This window comes from Rhodococcus sp. IEGM 1370 (assembly GCF_033142325.1).
Lineage (GTDB): Bacteria > Actinomycetota > Actinomycetes > Mycobacteriales > Mycobacteriaceae > Rhodococcoides.
The window spans coordinates 1-16,071 of the sequence record NZ_JAWLRY010000003.1 but is presented as its reverse complement, the minus strand read 5'-3'; the positions used below and the strand labels follow the sequence as shown (position 1 = coordinate 16,071).

At 65.2% G+C, this 16,071-nt stretch carries 14 protein-coding genes; 12 read left to right on the top strand and 2 right to left on the bottom strand.

Going from position 1 to position 16,071, the window contains the following annotated elements; all coding sequences use genetic code 11:
• Nucleotides 1-50 precede the first annotated feature (50 nt).
• From argC to R4P47_RS06400, 10 genes are all read left to right on the top strand, one after another.
• On the top strand, nucleotides 51-1,106 hold the full coding sequence (argC, locus tag R4P47_RS06445; RefSeq protein WP_317784305.1) for an N-acetyl-gamma-glutamyl-phosphate reductase: 1,056 nt from the start codon (nucleotides 51-53) through the stop codon (nucleotides 1,104-1,106).
• 32 nt (nucleotides 1,107-1,138) lie between these two features.
• On the top strand, nucleotides 1,139-2,341 hold the full coding sequence (argJ, locus tag R4P47_RS06440; protein WP_317784483.1) for a bifunctional glutamate N-acetyltransferase/amino-acid acetyltransferase ArgJ: 1,203 nt from the start codon (nucleotides 1,139-1,141) through the stop codon (nucleotides 2,339-2,341).
• Complete coding sequence (argB, locus tag R4P47_RS06435) at nucleotides 2,338-3,252, top strand: acetylglutamate kinase (RefSeq protein WP_094669218.1); 915 nt, start codon at nucleotides 2,338-2,340, stop codon at nucleotides 3,250-3,252. Before argJ ends, argB begins: the two co-directional genes overlap by 4 nt.
• Nucleotides 3,249-4,454, top strand: a complete 1,206-nt coding sequence (locus R4P47_RS06430; RefSeq protein WP_269593973.1) for an acetylornithine transaminase — start codon at nucleotides 3,249-3,251, stop codon at nucleotides 4,452-4,454. Before argB ends, R4P47_RS06430 begins: the two co-directional genes overlap by 4 nt.
• On the top strand, nucleotides 4,451-5,386 hold the full coding sequence (argF, locus tag R4P47_RS06425; RefSeq protein WP_094640068.1) for an ornithine carbamoyltransferase: 936 nt from the start codon (nucleotides 4,451-4,453) through the stop codon (nucleotides 5,384-5,386). The genes R4P47_RS06430 and argF overlap by 4 nt, the downstream gene beginning before the upstream one ends.
• Nucleotides 5,383-5,898, top strand: coding sequence for an arginine repressor (locus R4P47_RS06420; RefSeq protein ID WP_037192611.1), 516 nt, complete (start codon nucleotides 5,383-5,385; stop codon nucleotides 5,896-5,898). Before argF ends, R4P47_RS06420 begins: the two co-directional genes overlap by 4 nt.
• 51 nt (nucleotides 5,899-5,949) lie before the next feature.
• Nucleotides 5,950-7,149 (top strand): argininosuccinate synthase, encoded by a 1,200-nt coding sequence (locus R4P47_RS06415; protein ID WP_094640067.1) that lies wholly within the window; start codon nucleotides 5,950-5,952, stop codon nucleotides 7,147-7,149.
• Nucleotides 7,146-8,594 carry an argininosuccinate lyase gene (gene argH, locus R4P47_RS06410; protein ID WP_149406073.1) on the top strand — a complete coding sequence of 483 codons (1,449 nt, stop codon included), beginning with the start codon at nucleotides 7,146-7,148 and terminating at the stop codon, nucleotides 8,592-8,594. The genes R4P47_RS06415 and argH overlap by 4 nt, the downstream gene beginning before the upstream one ends.
• 105 nt (nucleotides 8,595-8,699) lie before the next feature.
• Entirely contained in the window at nucleotides 8,700-11,720 is a 3,021-nt protein-coding gene (locus R4P47_RS06405) for an AMP-binding protein (RefSeq protein WP_283347325.1), read from the top strand.
• Nucleotides 11,721-11,806: 86 nt separating this feature from the next.
• Nucleotides 11,807-12,013: a Trm112 family protein gene (locus R4P47_RS06400; protein ID WP_037192601.1), complete on the top strand. Its 207-nt coding sequence runs from the start codon at nucleotides 11,807-11,809 to the stop codon at nucleotides 12,011-12,013.
• Between the two features lie 45 nt (nucleotides 12,014-12,058).
• Here the strand turns inward: R4P47_RS06400 and R4P47_RS06395 are convergent, their stop codons facing one another.
• Nucleotides 12,059-12,814: an ABC transporter permease gene (locus R4P47_RS06395; protein ID WP_317784304.1), complete on the bottom strand. Its 756-nt coding sequence runs from the start codon at nucleotides 12,812-12,814 to the stop codon at nucleotides 12,059-12,061.
• Nucleotides 12,811-13,542, bottom strand: a complete 732-nt coding sequence (locus R4P47_RS06390; protein WP_317784303.1) for an ABC transporter ATP-binding protein — start codon at nucleotides 13,540-13,542, stop codon at nucleotides 12,811-12,813. The genes R4P47_RS06395 and R4P47_RS06390 overlap by 4 nt, the downstream gene beginning before the upstream one ends.
• Nucleotides 13,543-13,622: 80 nt before the next feature.
• Between R4P47_RS06390 and R4P47_RS06385 the strand changes: the two genes are divergently transcribed.
• Nucleotides 13,623-14,267, top strand: coding sequence for a DNA-3-methyladenine glycosylase (locus tag R4P47_RS06385; protein ID WP_317784301.1), 645 nt, complete (start codon nucleotides 13,623-13,625; stop codon nucleotides 14,265-14,267).
• Between the two features lie 38 nt (nucleotides 14,268-14,305).
• Nucleotides 14,306-15,580, top strand: a complete 1,275-nt coding sequence (gene tyrS, locus R4P47_RS06380; protein ID WP_094640062.1) for a tyrosine--tRNA ligase — start codon at nucleotides 14,306-14,308, stop codon at nucleotides 15,578-15,580.
• Nucleotides 15,581-16,071 lie beyond the last annotated feature (491 nt).

Here is a 16,071-nt window from a genome sequence, read left to right as displayed (position 1 = left end):
CACCGGACCCGTTCATGAATGAGCTTGCATGATGCTGCATAATAAACCGCATGACTATTTCGGAGGCCACGCCGAGGCGCATCGCAGTGGCGGGCGCAAGTGGGTACGCCGGCGGTGAAATTCTTCGACTGCTGCTCGGGCACCCGGGAGTGCGCGACGGTTCGTTGGTCATCGGCACTCTGACCGCGGGCGGCAATGCCGGTGCGACGCTGGGTGAATTCCATCCCCATCTGTTGCCACTCGCAAACCGCGTTCTCGCCCCGACCACCGTCGACGAGCTCGCGGGTCACGACGTGGTGTTCCTGGGGCTCCCGCACGGCAAGTCCGCCGAACTCGCGCTGCAGCTGCCCGAGTCCGTGGTGATCATCGATTGCGGGGCCGACTTCCGCCTCACCGACGGTGCGGCGTGGGAGAAGTACTACAAGAGTCCGCACGCGGGCAGTTGGCCGTACGGCTTGCCGGAGTTGCCGGGCTGCCGTGAGCGATTGGTCGGTGCCACTCGCATCGCCGTCCCCGGTTGTTACCCGACGGTGTCGTCGCTCGCGCTCGCACCCGCTGTCGCCGCAGGCATCATCGAGCCCCGCGTCAATATCGTTGCTGTCAGCGGTACTTCGGGTGCAGGCCGAGCTCCGAAGGCAGATCTTCTCGGTTCGGAGGTGATGGGTTCGGTTCGGGCGTACGCGGTTGCGGGCGCACACCGCCACACTCCCGAGATCGTGCAGAACCTCTCGGCGCTCGCCGGTAGTGCTGTTGCGGTGTCCTTCACGCCGGTTCTCGCACCGATGCCCCGCGGAATCCTGGCCACCTGCACCGCGATCACCACCGCCACGCAGGCGCAGGCCGTCGAGGTCTACGAGAAGGCTTACGCGGCAGAGCCGTTCGTGCACGTGCTTCCAGCCGGTCGTCTTCCGCAGACCGGTTCGGTCATCGGGTCGAACGCCGTGCAGATGAGCGTGTCGGTCGATGCGGACGCCGGCTTGCTCGTCGTGATCGCGGCCATCGACAACTTGGCCAAGGGCACGGCGGGAGCTGCCGTCCAATCCATGAATCTTGCACTGGGAATCACCGAGACCGAGGGTCTCTCTACCGTAGGAGTAGCACCATGAGCAGCGTCGGGAGCCAGGCGGAGGCCGTCGGCATGATTGCGGGCAAGCTCGTGCGCACGCAGGGTGTCACCTGTCCTGCAGGTTTCCGCGCTGCCGGTATTCCGGCCGGAATCAAGGCGAGTGGCAAGTCCGATCTGGCCTTGGTGTTCAACGAGGGTCCCGATTTCGCTGCGGCGGGTGTGTTCACCCGCAACAAGGTCAAGGCTGCGCCGGTGTTGTGGTCGCAGCAGGTGCTCTCCACCGGACGGCTGCGCGCAGTCATCCTCAATTCCGGTGGTGCCAATGCCTGCACCGGTGCGCCGGGCTTTCAGGACTCGCACCGTACAGCCGAGGAGGTGGCGTCCGCACTGAGCAATTGGGGTTCCGAGACCGGAGCGATCGAGGTCGCCGTCTGCTCGACGGGTCTCATCGGTGACCGGCTCCCGATGGACAAGCTGCTGCCCGGTGTGACCGAGGTGGTGCACGAGCTCGCGGGCGGAATTTCGGGTGGTACCGATGCGGCGTACGCGATCATGACCACCGACACCGTGCCCAAGCAGGCAGCCGTTCATCATGCCGACAAATGGAACGTCGGCGGCATGGCCAAGGGTGCAGGCATGCTGGCACCGTCGTTGGCCACGATGCTCAGCGTCATCACCACCGATGCTGTCGCCACCGCGGACCAGCTGGACAAGGCACTGCGCGCGGCGACCCGGATGTCGTACGACCGGCTCGACGTCGACGGCGCGTCCTCGACCAACGACACCGTGCTGCTGCTCTCGTCCGGGGCCAGCGGAGTGGCACCGTCGCAGGAAGAACTCGACGCCGCGGTCCTGGCGGTGTGCGACGACTTGGCCGACCAGATGATGGCCGACGCGGAGGGCGTGACCAAGCGGGTGCGGATCACCGTGTCGGGCGCGATGAGCGAGGACGACGCCCTGATCGGCGCTCGCGCGGTCGCCAGGGACTCCCTGACCAAGACGGCCCTCTTCGGGTCCGATCCCAACTGGGGCCGTGTGCTCGCGGCAATCGGTATCGCCCCGATCGAGCTCGATCCGGATCGAATTGCCGTGTCCTTCAACGGAAATCCGGTGTGCATCGACGGCGTGGGAGCGCCGGGAGCTCGGGAGGTCGATCTGTCCGGTGTCGACATCTCGGTGACCATAGATCTCGGTCTCGGCGCAGGGTCTGCCACCATCCGAACCACCGATCTCTCGCACGCGTACGTCGAAGAGAATTCGGCGTACTCGTCATGACCTCGGCCGCACTGCAGTTGACGGCCGCGCAGAAGGCCTTCACGCTCGCCGAGGCTCTGCCCTGGCTGCAGCGATTCTCGGGCAAGGTCGTCGTCGTGAAGTACGGCGGAAATGCCATGATCGACGAGAATCTGAAGCGGGCGTTCGCGGCCGACATGGTGTTTCTGCGCACCGTCGGAATCCATCCGGTCGTCGTTCACGGCGGTGGGCCGCAGATCTCGGCCATGCTGACCAGACTCGGCCTGGCCGGTGAATTTCGCGGCGGATTCCGCGTCACCACCCCCGAGGTCATGGACGTCGCGCGGATGGTGCTGTTCGGTCAGGTCGGGCGCGAGCTCGTCGGCCTGATCAACGGTCACGGTCCGTATGCCGTCGGAATTTCCGGTGAGGATGCGCACCTGTTCACCGCGACGCGTCGCACCGTGCTGGTCGACGGCACCGAGACCGACATCGGTCTCGTCGGCGACGTCACGTCGGTTGATCCTGCCGCGGTCTTCGATCTCATTGCCGCAGGACGCATTCCGGTGGTGTCCACCATCGCGCCCGACCGCGACGGCGTCGTCCACAACATCAACGCCGACACTGCGGCAGCGGCGCTCGCCAGTGCCCTCGGTGCCGAGAAGATGGTGGTGCTCACCGATGTCGAAGGCCTGTACACGGATTGGCCCGATCGCAGCTCGTTGACCTCCGAGATCGACGCGTCCACGCTCGAGGCGTTGCTGCCCTCACTCGACGCCGGGATGGTGCCGAAGATGGAAGCGTGCCTGCGGGCGGTTCGAGCCGGCGTTCCGTCGGCTCATGTCATCGACGGTCGCGTCGAACATTCCGTGCTGGTGGAGCTGTTCACCGGTGAGGGAATCGGCACCATGGTCACCCCCGATCACTCTTCTACGTCAGGAGTCACGCCATGACCGGCACCGAGTCCACCCTCGATCTGCAACAGCGGTGGTCGAATTCGTTGATGGACAACTACGGTGTTCCGCGCGTGGCGCTCGTCCGCGGCGAGGGCGCGGTGGTGACCGACGCCGACGGAAAGCAGTATCTGGACCTGCTCGCGGGTATCGCCGTGAACATCCTCGGACATGCCCACCCGGCGGTGATCGAGGCGGTCACCACTCAGCTGTCCACCCTCGGGCACACTTCGAATCTGTATGCGACAGAACCCGGTATCGCGTTGGCCGAGCAATTGCTCGCGCAGCTCGGTGCCGGGGCCACCGGTCGGGTGTTCCTGTGCAACTCGGGAACCGAGGCCAACGAGGCGGCGTTCAAGATCGCTCGCCTGACCGGCCGTCCCAACATCGTGGCGGCGGAGAAGTCGTTTCACGGACGGACGATGGGTGCTCTCGCTCTGACCGGTCAGCCGGACAAGCGGATCCCGTTCGAGCCGATGCCTGCCGGCGTGCACCACGTTCCGTACGGCGATGTGGCCGCGCTGGAAGCTGCCGTCGATTCGGACACTGCCGCAGTGTTTCTCGAACCCATCATGGGTGAGGGAGGCGTGGTGGTTCCGCCGGAGGGATATCTACTCGCCGCCCGTGAGATCACCGCGAAGCACGGCGCACTGCTGGTCCTGGACGAGGTGCAGACCGGTATCGGCCGAACGGGCTGGTTCTACGCTCACCAGTCGGTCGGCATCGTGCCCGACGTCATCACGCTCGCCAAGGGTCTGGGCGGCGGCCTTCCCATCGGGGCCTGCATCGGCATCGGAGCGGCGGGGGAGTTGCTGCATCCGGGCAAGCACGGCACCACGTTCGGTGGTAACCCCGTATGCGCGGCGGCGGCTCTGGCCGTGCTGCGCACCATCGCCGACGAGGACCTGCTCTCGCACGCCGACAGCATCGGCAAGACCATCGCGCACTCCATCGAGAATCTGGATCACCCTCTGGTGAGCCATGTTCGGGGTTCGGGCCTTCTCCTCGGTGTGGTCCTCACCGACGCCGTCGCACCGGCGGCCGAAGCCGCCGCGCGCGAGGCAGGCTTCCTCCTCAACGCGGCCCAGCCCGACGTGCTTCGGCTCGCACCACCGTTGATCATCACCGAAGAGCAAGCCGCGTCGTTCGTGACGGCGTTACCGGCAATTCTCGACGCAGCACAGGAGGCTCATCAGCCATGACCGTTCAGCATTTCCTCCGGGACGACGACATCACGCCCGCGCAGCAGGGTGAAATCCTCGCTCTGGCAGCCGAACTCAAGCGTGCTCCGTTCTCGAAGCGTCCGCTCGAGGGCCCCAAGGGAGTCGGCGTCATTTTCGAGAAGAACTCGACACGGACCCGCTTCTCGTTCGAGATGGGCATCGCGCAGTTGGGTGGTCATGCCGTGGTGGTGACGGGCCGCGACACCCAGTTGGGTCGCGAGGAGACGCTGCAGGACACGGGGCGGGTTCTCTCGCGCTATGTCGAGGCGGTCGTGTGGCGCACGTTCGGGCAGAAGCGGCTCGAGCAGATGGCGACCGGCGCAACGATTCCGATCGTCAACGCCCTCTCCAACGAGTTCCACCCGTGCCAGGTTCTGGCGGATCTGCAGACCCTGATCGAGCACAAGGGAAATCTGCAGGGGCGCACCTTGGCCTACTTCGGTGACGGTGCCAACAACATGGCGCACTCGCTGCTCATCGGCGGAGTGACGGCCGGGCTGAACGTGCGGATCGCTGCGCCCAAGGAATTTGCCCCGCTCGGTTACGTTCTCGACGCGGCGCATGCGCGTGCCGAGGAAACCGGGGCCACCATCACCATCACCGAGGACCCGGTCGAGGCCGCCGCCGGTGCCGACGCGCTCGTCACCGACACCTGGACGTCGATGGGCCAGGAGAACGACGGTCTCGATCGCGTCGCCCCGTTCCGGCCGTATCGAATCGATTCGGACCTGCTCTCGAAGGCCCAGTCGGACGCCGTCGTGCTGCACTGCCTACCTGCACATCGCGGCGAGGAGATCACCGACGAGGTGCTCGACGGTCCCCAGAGTGTTGTCTGGGACGAGGCCGAGAACCGCCTGCACGCGCAGAAGGCACTGCTGGTGTGGCTCCTCGAACAGGCCCGACGACCATGAGCGAGGACGTCACTGCGGTGCCGTTGACCGCGTCGACCCGCGCGGGCAGGCAGGCACGGATCATCGCGTTGCTGGCCACCCATCAGGTGCGCAGTCAACCGCAGCTGGCGTCGTTGCTCGCAGCCGAGGGGATCGACACCACTCAGGCCACTCTCTCGCGGGACCTCGAGGAACTGGGTGCCGTGAAACTGCGCGCGCCGGACGGTGGAGTGGGGGTGTACGTCGTGCCCGAGGACGGCAGCCCGGTCCGGGGAGTGTCCGGCGGCACCGACCGCCTCCTGAAGTTGCTGGGGGAGTTGTTGGTGTCCACCGACCACAGCGGGAACCAGGCCGTCCTCCGCACGCCACCGGGCGCGGCGCACTACCTGGCCAGCGCTCTGGATCGTGCTGCGATGCCGGAGATCGTCGGGACCATCGCCGGTGACGACACGATTCTGTTGATCGCCCGCGAGCCACATACCGGTGGCGAGGTCGCGGACAAGATCGAAAAGCTTGCTCGACGCGGTAACTGAGATCCGGTTACCCATCATGCGCATCAAGAACAACGAAGGAGCTTGAACACCATGGCCGAACGCGTCATCCTCGCCTACTCCGGCGGACTCGACACCTCCGTCGCCATCAGCTGGATCGGCAGGGAGACCGGCAAGGAGGTCGTTGCCGTCGCCATCGATCTGGGGCAGGGCGGCGAGGACATGGACGTCGTGCGTCAACGCGCACTCGATTGCGGCGCAGTCGAATCCGTCGTCGTCGATGCCAGGAACGAGTTCGCCGACGAGTACTGCTTGCCGACGGTGCAGTCCAACGCGCTGTACATGGATCGGTATCCCCTCGTGTCGGCGATCAGTCGTCCGCTCATCGTCAAGCACCTCGTGGAGAACGCGCGGGCGCACGGCGGAACCGTTGTCGCACACGGGTGCACGGGCAAGGGCAACGACCAGGTTCGCTTCGAGGTCGGCTTCAACACCCTCGCCCCCGAGCTCGAGGTGTTGGCACCGGTTCGCGACTACGCGTGGACGCGCGAGAAGGCGATCAAGTTCGCCGAGGAGAACGACATCCCGATCAACGTGACCACCAAGTCGCCGTTCTCGATCGACCAGAACGTCTGGGGACGCGCGGTGGAGACCGGCTTCCTCGAGGACCTGTGGAACGCGCCGACCAAGGACGTCTACGACTACACCGAGGATCCGACGGTCAACTTCCAGGCTCCGGACGAACTGATCGTCTCGTTCGACAAGGGTCGCCCGGTCGCGATCGACGGTCGCCCGGTCTCGGTACTCGAAGCGATCCAGGAGCTCAACACTCGTGCCGGAGCGCAGGGTGTCGGCCGGTTGGACGTGGTCGAGGATCGGCTCGTCGGCATCAAGAGTCGCGAGATCTACGAGGCACCCGGTGCCATGGTGCTCATCCGCGCCCACGAGGAGCTCGAGCACGTGACCCTCGAACGCGAACTCGGTCGCTACAAGCGCCACACCGACCAGAAGTGGGCCGAGCTGGTGTATGACGGCCTGTGGTACTCCCCGCTCAAGGGTGCTCTCGACACGTTCGTGGAGCACACGCAGGAGCACGTCTCCGGCGATATTCGCCTGGTTCTGCACGCGGGCGGGATCATCGTCAACGGACGGCGCAGTGGCGAGTCGCTGTACGACTTCAACCTTGCCACCTACGACGAGGGCGACACGTTCGACCAGTCCGCGGCCAAGGGATTCGTTCAGCTGCACGGACTGTCGTCGAAGATCGCCGCGAAGAGGGACCTGGGCCTGTGACGAATTCGGAGACCGCACACGGAACCAACGAAGGTTCGCTCTGGGGCGGCAGATTCGCATCGGGGCCGGCCGCCGCCATGGCAGCGTTGAGCAAGTCGACGCACTTCGACTGGGTCCTCGCGCCGTACGACATCCGCGCATCCATGGCGCACGCCCGAGTGCTGAACGGTGCCGGACTGCTCACCCCGCAGGACCTCGAGACCATGCTCGACGGCTTGCAACGACTCGCCGATGACGTCGCCTCCGGTGAGTTCGTGGCAGCCGAATCGGACGAGGACGTGCACGGTGCCCTCGAGCGCGGTTTGATCGACCGGGTCGGACCCGAGGTCGGTGGCCGGCTGCGTGCGGGCCGGTCGCGTAACGATCAGGTGGCCACGCTGTTCCGCATGTGGCTGCGCGACGCCGTCCGCCGGGTGTCGGTCGGCGTACTCGATGTGGTCGACGCGTTGGCCACCCAGGCTGCGGCGCATCCCACGGCCGTCATGCCGGGCAAGACCCATTCGCAGGCCGCGCAGCCGGTGCTGCTGGCGCATCATCTGCTCGCGCACACCCATCCGTTGTTGCGCGATGTGCAGCGCTTCGCGGATTTCGACACGCGAGCAGCGGTGTCGCCGTACGGTTCCGGTGCTCTCGCCGGTTCGTCGTTGGGGCTGAGTCCGGAGAAGATCGCAGCCGAGCTCGGGTTCGACTCGTCCGCCGAGAACTCGATCGACGCCACGTCCTCACGTGACTTCGCCGCCGAGGCGGCCTTCGTGTTGGCGATGACGGCGGTGGATCTGTCGCGATTCGCCGAGGAGGTCATCTCGTGGAGCACTCCCGAGTACGGCTACGTGACGCTGGCCGATGCGTGGTCGACCGGCAGCTCGATCATGCCGCAGAAGAAGAATCCGGACGTCGCGGAGTTGACTCGCGGAAAGACCGGCCGCTTGATCGGTAATCTGACCGGCCTGCTGGCCACGCTGAAGGCGCAACCGTTGGCCTACAACCGTGATCTCCAGGAAGACAAGGAGCCGGTGTTCGATTCGGTCGCGCAGCTCGAGTTGTTGCTCCCGGCGCTCACCGGGTTGACGGCGACACTCGAATTCCACACCGAACGCATGGCCGAGCTGGCACCGGCCGGGTTCACTCTTGCCACCGACATCGCCGAGTGGATGGTGCGGCAGGGGATCGCGTTCCGGGTTGCCCACGAGGCCGCGGGTGCCTGCGTTCGGGCGGCCGAGGCGCGAGGCGTCGGGCTGGTGGATCTGACCGACGAGGAACTCGCCGCGATCGATCCGGCACTCACTCCCGACGTTCGTGAGGTGCTCACGGTGGAGGGCTCGATCTCGTCGCGCGATGCCCGCGGTGGGACGGCGGCCGTGCAGGTTGCTCATCAGCTCGGGGGCGTGCGGGCGACTGCCGCGACCCTGCGTGCATGGGCCGAGGAACCGGTGTTGCGGCACTGAGAGGGCAATCGATATCCACGCCGGTTTCCTCGAGTGTGATGTGAGAAGCTTTCGTCACGCGAAGACCGATGCCGGTCGTTCCGTCGGGCCGAACGCAGGAGTGTATTGGTGGGACTGAATGCAGATGCCGTACGTGGACCACTGCGGCGTGCCATCGCCACAGCCCAGAACGGTCTCGAGGTCATTCGTCTGGGTGGGCTCGAAACCGAGGTGGATCCGTCGCCGTTTCGGGTGATGGATCGCGAGCCGATGTATCGGCTTCGGCGGTATTTCCCCGACGATGTGCCCGCGGACAGTCCTCCGGTGGTGCTCATTCCGCCGATGATGGTCTCCGCGGACGTCTACGACGTCACCACCGACCAAGGTGCGGCCGGAATTCTGCACGGCATGGGTCTGGATCCGTGGGTTGTCGATTTCGGGTCACCCGATACCGAAGAGGGTGGATGGGGCCGTACGCTCGCCGATCACGTCGTGGCGATCAGCGAGGTCGTCGACAAGGTGCACGAGCACACCGGTCGCGACGTCCACCTGGGTGGCTACTCTCAGGGCGGCATGTTCTGCTACCAGGCAGCCGCCTACCGAGGTGGCCGAAATCTGGCCAGCCTCATCACGTTCGGAGCTCCGGTCGACACGCTTGCCGGTCTGCCGCTCGGGATTCCGGCAGGCGTGGCGACGCGGGGAGCGGAGTTCCTCGCCGATCACGTGTTCACTCGGCTCGCTGTGTCGGGGTGGATGGCGCGGACGGGATTCCAGTTGCTCGATCCGGCGAAGACCGTGCGGTCGCGCTTGGATTTCCTGCGGCAATTGCACGATCGTGAGGCGCTGCTCCCACGCGAGCCGCAGCGTCGCTTTCTGGCGATGGACGGGTGGGTGGCATGGTCCGGCCCGGCCGTTGCGGAGTTGCTGAAACAGTTCGTCGTCCACAACCGCATGATGACCGGCGGTTTCGTCATCAAGGACAGATTGCTGACTCTGGCCGAACTCACGGTGCCCGTGCTCGCCTTCGTCGGCGAAGTCGACGACATCGGTCAACCGTTGGCCGTGCGCGGCATCCAGCGCGCTGCCCCGCGTGCCCAGGTATTCGAAACCACCTTGCGTGCAGGCCATTTCGGACTGGTTGTCGGAAGTACCGCGGCTGCACAGACCTGGCCGACGACGGGAAACTGGATTCGGTGGCGCGAGGATCTCGGACCGAAGCCGGAGGCGGTCCGTGTGATGGAGCGCGAGGACCACGGCGATTCCGAGAGCGGTGTGTCGATCACCAATCGACTGATCCACACCGCTGCCTCCATCGCCGAGGTGGGCGTCGGTGTCGGCCGCGGGCTGGCATCGGCGGCGACCGGCGCGGTGCGCGGAACCCGCGAAATCTCGTCCGAGGCCGTGCGTACGTTGCCGAGGCTCGCCCGCCTCGGGCAGATGCAGCCGCACAGTCGAGTGTCGTTGGGGCGCTTGATCGCCGAGCAGGGGCGTAAGTCTCCGAACGGCGAGTGCTTCCTGTTCGACGACCGAGTGCACACCTACGATGCGGTCAATGTCCGCATCGACAATGTGGTGCGCGGATTGATCAGTGTCGGCGTGCGACCTGCGTCGCGCATCGGTGTGTTGATGGAGACTCGTCCGAGCGCGTTGGCCGCGATGGCGGCGCTCTCGCGGATCGGGGCCGTACCTGTTCTGCTGCAGCCGGGCAGCGACCTGACCGCAGCCCTGCGAACCGTCGACGTCGACACGGTGATCGCCGATCCGGAAAACGCTGCGGCGGCGGTCCCGGTGGCACCGAACGTCCTGGTGCTCGGCGGCGGTGAGACTCGGCGCCTCGATATCCCGTCAGGCTACGAGGTGGTCGATCTCGAGGCCATCGATCCCGACGCGGTGCGTCTGCCTCAGTGGTACGAGCCGGATCCGGGTCGTGCCCGCGAACTGGCGATGATCCTGTTCACGACCACAGATCGCGGTCTCGAACCGAGATACATCACCAATCATCGCTGGGCGTTGTCTGCGTTCGGAACCGCGACGACGGCCGCGCTCGGACCCGGAGATACTGTCTATTGCCTTGCCCCGCTACATCATTCGGCCGGGATTCTCGTCACTATCGGTGGTGCGCTTGCGGGCGGGTCACGCATCGCGCTCTCCCGTGGTCTCGAGCCCGAGCGGTTCAGCGAAGAGGTGTACCGCTACGGCGTCACCGTCGTGAGCTACACCTGGACGATGATGCGGCAGATCCTCGACGACGGCCGGTTCCCGGTCGACTCCGGCCACCCGGTGCGCCTGTTCATCGGCTCCGGTATGCCGGTGGGGCTGTGGCGTCGCACGCTGGCGCGGTTCAGCCCGGCTCGGGTGCTCGAGTTCTACGCATCCACCGAGAACGACGTGATCCTGGCCAATGTGGCCGGCTCGAAGATCGGCTCCAAGGGACGTCCGCTGCCGGGCAGTGCACGGGTTGCGTTGGCGGCCTACGACCCGATCACCGGCCGTCTCGAAGAGGACGACGACGGTTTCGTCCGGCAGTGCCGTGACGACGAGATCGGGCTACTCCTCGGCCGACCGAGCGGGGACGGCGAAGCGACCAGCCATGTCATGCGTGGAGTCTTCGAGCCCACGGATGCCTGGATCCCCACCGAGAACCTCTTCCGTCGCGATTCCGACGGCGATTACTGGCTCGTCGACCGCAAGGACACCGTGGTGCGCTCGGCGTGCGGTCCGGTGTACACCCAGCCGATCGTCGATGCGGTAGGTGACCTGGATCAGGTCGATTCGGCCGTGGTCTACGGAGTGCGGGTGACATCCGATCGGCCACGATCGGTGCGCGTCGAGGCTTCGGCCACCGAGGTGGCCGTCTGCGCCATCTCGCTGCAACCGGAGGCGGTGATCACCGCTCGTGCATTGACGGACACTCTCGGAGTGCTGCTCCCGGCCGAGCGGCCGGCGATCGTGCACGTGGTGCCCGAAATTCCGGTAGGACGCGCGTACCGACCGACCGCGACGGCGTTGAAGAAGGTCGGCATTCCGACGCCGAGTGCACGTTCGTGGTTCTACGACTCCGAGTCGAACAGCTACCGTCGATTGACGAAAGCTGTTGTGGCCGAACGGTTCGTCGGGCGTGAGGCCGCGGCCGAAAAATCGTCGTAGGAACGAGTCGGCACGGAAGAATACGGGTTCGGTAGCGTAAGCGAGTACACCACTCCGGTTCGACCGGAGCAGAGCAAAGGACACCTGTGGCAATCGATTCGACACTGCTTTCCATACTCGCGTGCCCGGTGGACAAGGGCCCGCTGCTGTTGATCGAAGGGGAACTGCTCTACAACCCGCGACTGCGGCGTGCATATCCGATCGAGAACGGCATCCCGGTGTTGCTGGCCGACGACGCCCGCGATGTCGACGACGCCGAGCACGAGTCGATCCTGGCTCGCGCCACGTCCTAGAACTCTCGGCCGCGCGCCGGGTTCGTCGACTACAGGGGTCGTCGACTACTGGGTTCGTCGACGCAATGTCGCGGCGGCTCCGCTCAGCGCGGCGACGGTGAACGCCGTGACCACGGCGATGTCGGTCCACATGCGCCCGGTGACTCCGGGGTACCTGGATATCTCCTGGAGCGCGTCGACCAGGTAGCTCAGCGGCAGGACATCGCTGATCGTGCTCAGCCAGTTCGGCATCTGGTCGCGCGGCACCAGGAGTCCGCAGAGAAACAGCTGTGGAATCACGACCACCGGCATGAACTGGACGGCTTGGAACTCGGTGCGAGCGAATGCGCTGCACAGCAGTCCGATGGCGACCCCGAGCATCGCTCCCAGGATTGCGATCAACAGTACCCAACCTACCGAGCCCTCGATGTCGAGCCCGAGAAATCCGAACGCGACGGTGCATGCGAGTACCGCCTGTCCGACGGCGGCCAGCGAGAACGCGGACCCGTAGCTCGCGAGCAGATCCAGTTTGGACATCGGAGTCGTCAGCAGGCGTTCGAGCGTTCCCGAGGATCGTTCACGCTGCATCGAGATCGACGTGATCAGGAACATGACGACGAACGGCAGGATGCCGAGCATCGTGATCGCGATCCGATCGAACAACGGCTGCTGATCAGGCGGGGTCGGCACGTCTCGGTACAGGTAATACAGCAACACCATCAGCAGGGACGGAACGAGCAGCACCATCGCCACCGATCGATGGTCTGCTCGTAGCTGTCGCAGTATGCGGCCCGTGCCGGCTGCGTAGATCCGCGCGTTCACGATGTCTCCTCGGTAGATCTGATGAGGGACAGGAATGCGCGATCGAGGGTCGTTTCGTTCGTGCGCGCGAGTAGCGCGTCCGGGCTCGAGTGGGCGAGAACGGTGCCGTCGCGCATCAGAACGAGACGGCTGCAGTGCTCCGCCTCTTCCATCACGTGGCTCGAGACCAGCACCGTTGTGCCGCTTGCCGCGATATCGGCGAAACGCGACCACAGCTCCGAGCGCAGCACGGGATCCAAGCCGACCGTCGGTTCGTCGAGGACGATCAGCTCGGGTTCGGCAACCAGCGCGCTGGCCAGGGAGACCCGCCCCAGTTGGCCGCCGGAGAGCTCGCCCGCCCGTGACGACGCGTGGTCGGCCAGTCCGACGGTCTCGATGGCGGACGCGACGTCCGCGCGCCGGCGACCGTACAGCGACCCGAAGTACTGCACGTTCTCGCGAACGGTGAGATCTCGGTAGACGCTCGGTGCCTGGGTCACGTACCCGACTGTGCGGCGCAACGGTGCCGAGCCGGCCGGCGATCCGAGTACTGTCACGGTTCCGCTGCTGACGATCTGAGTGCCGACGATCGATCGCATCAAAGTCGTCTTACCGCAGCCCGATGGACCGAGAAGTCCGGTGATGACACCACGGGGGATTGTCAGGGACAGATTGTTCAGCACCGTTCGCTTGCCGCGGCGAACCGTCAGCCCTGTGATCTCGACGGCGTGTTCACCGGTGAACGCCATAGCGGCCTCCAGACTTGTCGGATGTCGAAGTCATAGCCCCGTCGGCGCACGGTGGTCAAGGGCGAAGCATCATGGGATCGATGAATGTCGCTGACTTGGAGATCGGGGAACCCGACGCCGCAGCCCGACGCATCCTCGGCGGAACCGTCACCGTGGGCGACGTGTCGGTGCGCATCGTGGAAGTCGAGGCCTACGGTGGTCCACTCGATGGTCCATGGCCGGATCCGGCCGCGCATTCCTTCCGGGGCCCAACCCCTCGTAACCAGGTGATGTTCGGTCCTGCGGGGCGTCTGTACGTCTACCTGAGCTACGGAATGCATCTTTGTGTGAACGTGAGCTGCGGCCCGGACGGTACCGCCGCTGCGGTGTTGCTTCGAGCGGGTGAAGTGGTGGCCGGTCACCATATCGTCGAGACCAGGCGCGCCGGCCGCGGTCCACGGTCCGCACGGGTCGAGGCCGGTTGGGCCCGCGGGCCCGGAAATCTCGGTCGAGCCCTTGGCGTCTCGCTGGCGGACAACGGATCGGACGTGTTCGACGCGTCGTCGGCCGTCACCCTCGAACTACTCGAGCGCCCGTTGAACGAGAAGGCGGTTGCATCCGGCCCACGGGTAGGGGTGAGTTCGGAAGCCGATCGTCCGTGGCGCTTCTGGGTGATCGGGTCGCAGGCGGTGTCGAGCTACAAACGCAGTCCCCGCGCCGCCGCTCCCGGTGGCTCGGAGGCCTGACCGACGCCTGGATGCGTCCATACGGGAGGATCGACGTCGTGAGTGAGAACATCATCGACGAAATGACCTGGCGTGGACTGATCGCACAGTCCACCGATGTGGACGCGCTGAAGAAGGCTACGTCCGAGGGCCCGATCACGCTGTACTCCGGTTTCGATCCGACAGGTCCCTCGCTGCACGCAGGGCACCTCGTGCCGTTGCTGGCGCTCAAGCGTTTCCAGCGGGCCGGCCATCGCCCGATCATCCTCGCCGGTGGTGCGACGGGACTCATCGGTGACCCTCGCGATGTAGGGGAGCGCACCATGAATTCCCCCGAGGTCGTCACCGAGTGGGCCTCGCGTATCCGTGGTCAGCTCGAACGGTTCGTCGACCTGGACGAGAGCCCGACGGGTGCAGTGGTGGTGAACAATCTGTCCTGGACGGGGGAGCTGTCCGCGATCGATTTCCTTCGCGACATCGGTAAGCACTTCTCGATCAACGTCATGCTTGCTCGCGAGACGGTGAAGAACAGGCTCGAGAGCGACGGAATGTCGTACACCGAGTTCAGCTACATGCTGTTGCAGGCGAACGACTACGTGCAGCTCCGCAGGCAATACGGCTGCAGTCTTCAGATCGGCGGCTCCGACCAGTGGGGAAACATCATCGCCGGGGTGGAGCTGAACCGGCGCCAGGACGCCGAGTCGGTGCACGCCATGACGGTTCCGTTGGTCACCTCCGCCGACGGCAAGAAATTCGGCAAATCCACCGGAGGCGGCAGCCTGTGGCTCGACCCGGAGATGACGAGCCCGTACGCCTGGTACCAGTACTTCGTGAACACCGGTGACGCAGACGTGGTGAAGTACCTGCGCTGGTTCACCTTCCTGTCGAAGGACGAGTTGGCCGAACTCGAGACGGCGACCACCGAGCGTCCGCACGCGCGTGAGGCGCAGAAGCGCCTGGCCGCCGAGATGACTACGCTCGTCCACGGCGAAGCAGCGACTCGCTCGGTCGAACTGGCCAGCCAGGCGCTCTTCGGGCGGGCCGAACTGACCGAACTCGACGAGAAGACGCTCGCTGCCGCGCTACAGGAAGCGTCTGTGGCCGACATCGAGGCCGGTGCACCGAACACCATCGTCGATCTGCTCGTCGCTACGGGGTTGAGCGAGAGCAAGGGCGCTGCCCGACGCGCAGTCAAGGAGGGCGGCGCATCGGTCAACAACGTCAAGATTTCCGACGAAGAATGGACGCCCGGTGCGGACGATCTCCTGCACGGCCGTTGGTTGGTGGTCCGACGCGGAAAGCGGAACTTCGCAGGCGCCCGAATCGCGGACTGAGTTTTCCGTTGTAGTCAGTGGGCGGAGTCACATCCATGTAATTTGGTTACGACGCCCGTCAGGTGGGTAAGTGACCGGTTGCGACCAGGCCGTTCACGCGATTCACGCGTGAACGACCTGGGGATTTGACGCGTTGTTATCCGGGGCGTAACTTTGTCCAGGTCAGAGCGACACGGACGCCAGCCCAGACCGCAAGGCCTGAGCAACGCGGAGTTCGCTTCCGACACCATGAAGATGTCAAAGCCGAAAGGTTCGACTTCTTCACGGATGTGAAGCCAGTTTGACTGTGCTTGATCATCTGATCTAAGCTGGAACGGTTGCCCCGGACATCCGCGAGCTTCAGCTCGACGGTGAATGGTGTGTGCGTGTTCTTTGAGAACTCAACAGTGTGTCGATGAATGTCAGTGCCGAAATTATTTTGTTTTGGTGAAAGCATTCGATGTATCAATCATCCGCTTGTGGTGGTTGTTGTCGGGTGTTGTTTGAAATGC

Bases quoted from the DNA above. Each gene is read 5' to 3' on its own strand.
- argC (WP_317784305.1), top strand. From the start codon at position 51: ATGACTATTTCGGAGGCCACGCCGAGGCGCATCGCAGTGGCGGGCGCA.
- argJ (WP_317784483.1), top strand. From the start codon at position 1,139: ATGATTGCGGGCAAGCTCGTGCGCACGCAGGGTGTCACCTGTCCTGCA.
- argB (WP_094669218.1), top strand. From the start codon at position 2,338: ATGACCTCGGCCGCACTGCAGTTGACGGCCGCGCAGAAGGCCTTCACG.
- R4P47_RS06430 (WP_269593973.1), top strand. From the start codon at position 3,249: ATGACCGGCACCGAGTCCACCCTCGATCTGCAACAGCGGTGGTCGAAT.
- argF (WP_094640068.1), top strand. From the start codon at position 4,451: ATGACCGTTCAGCATTTCCTCCGGGACGACGACATCACGCCCGCGCAG.
- R4P47_RS06420 (WP_037192611.1), top strand. From the start codon at position 5,383: ATGAGCGAGGACGTCACTGCGGTGCCGTTGACCGCGTCGACCCGCGCG.
- R4P47_RS06415 (WP_094640067.1), top strand. From the start codon at position 5,950: ATGGCCGAACGCGTCATCCTCGCCTACTCCGGCGGACTCGACACCTCC.
- R4P47_RS06390 (WP_317784303.1), bottom strand. From the start codon at position 13,542: ATGGCGTTCACCGGTGAACACGCCGTCGAGATCACAGGGCTGACGGTT.
- R4P47_RS06385 (WP_317784301.1), top strand. From the start codon at position 13,623: ATGAATGTCGCTGACTTGGAGATCGGGGAACCCGACGCCGCAGCCCGA.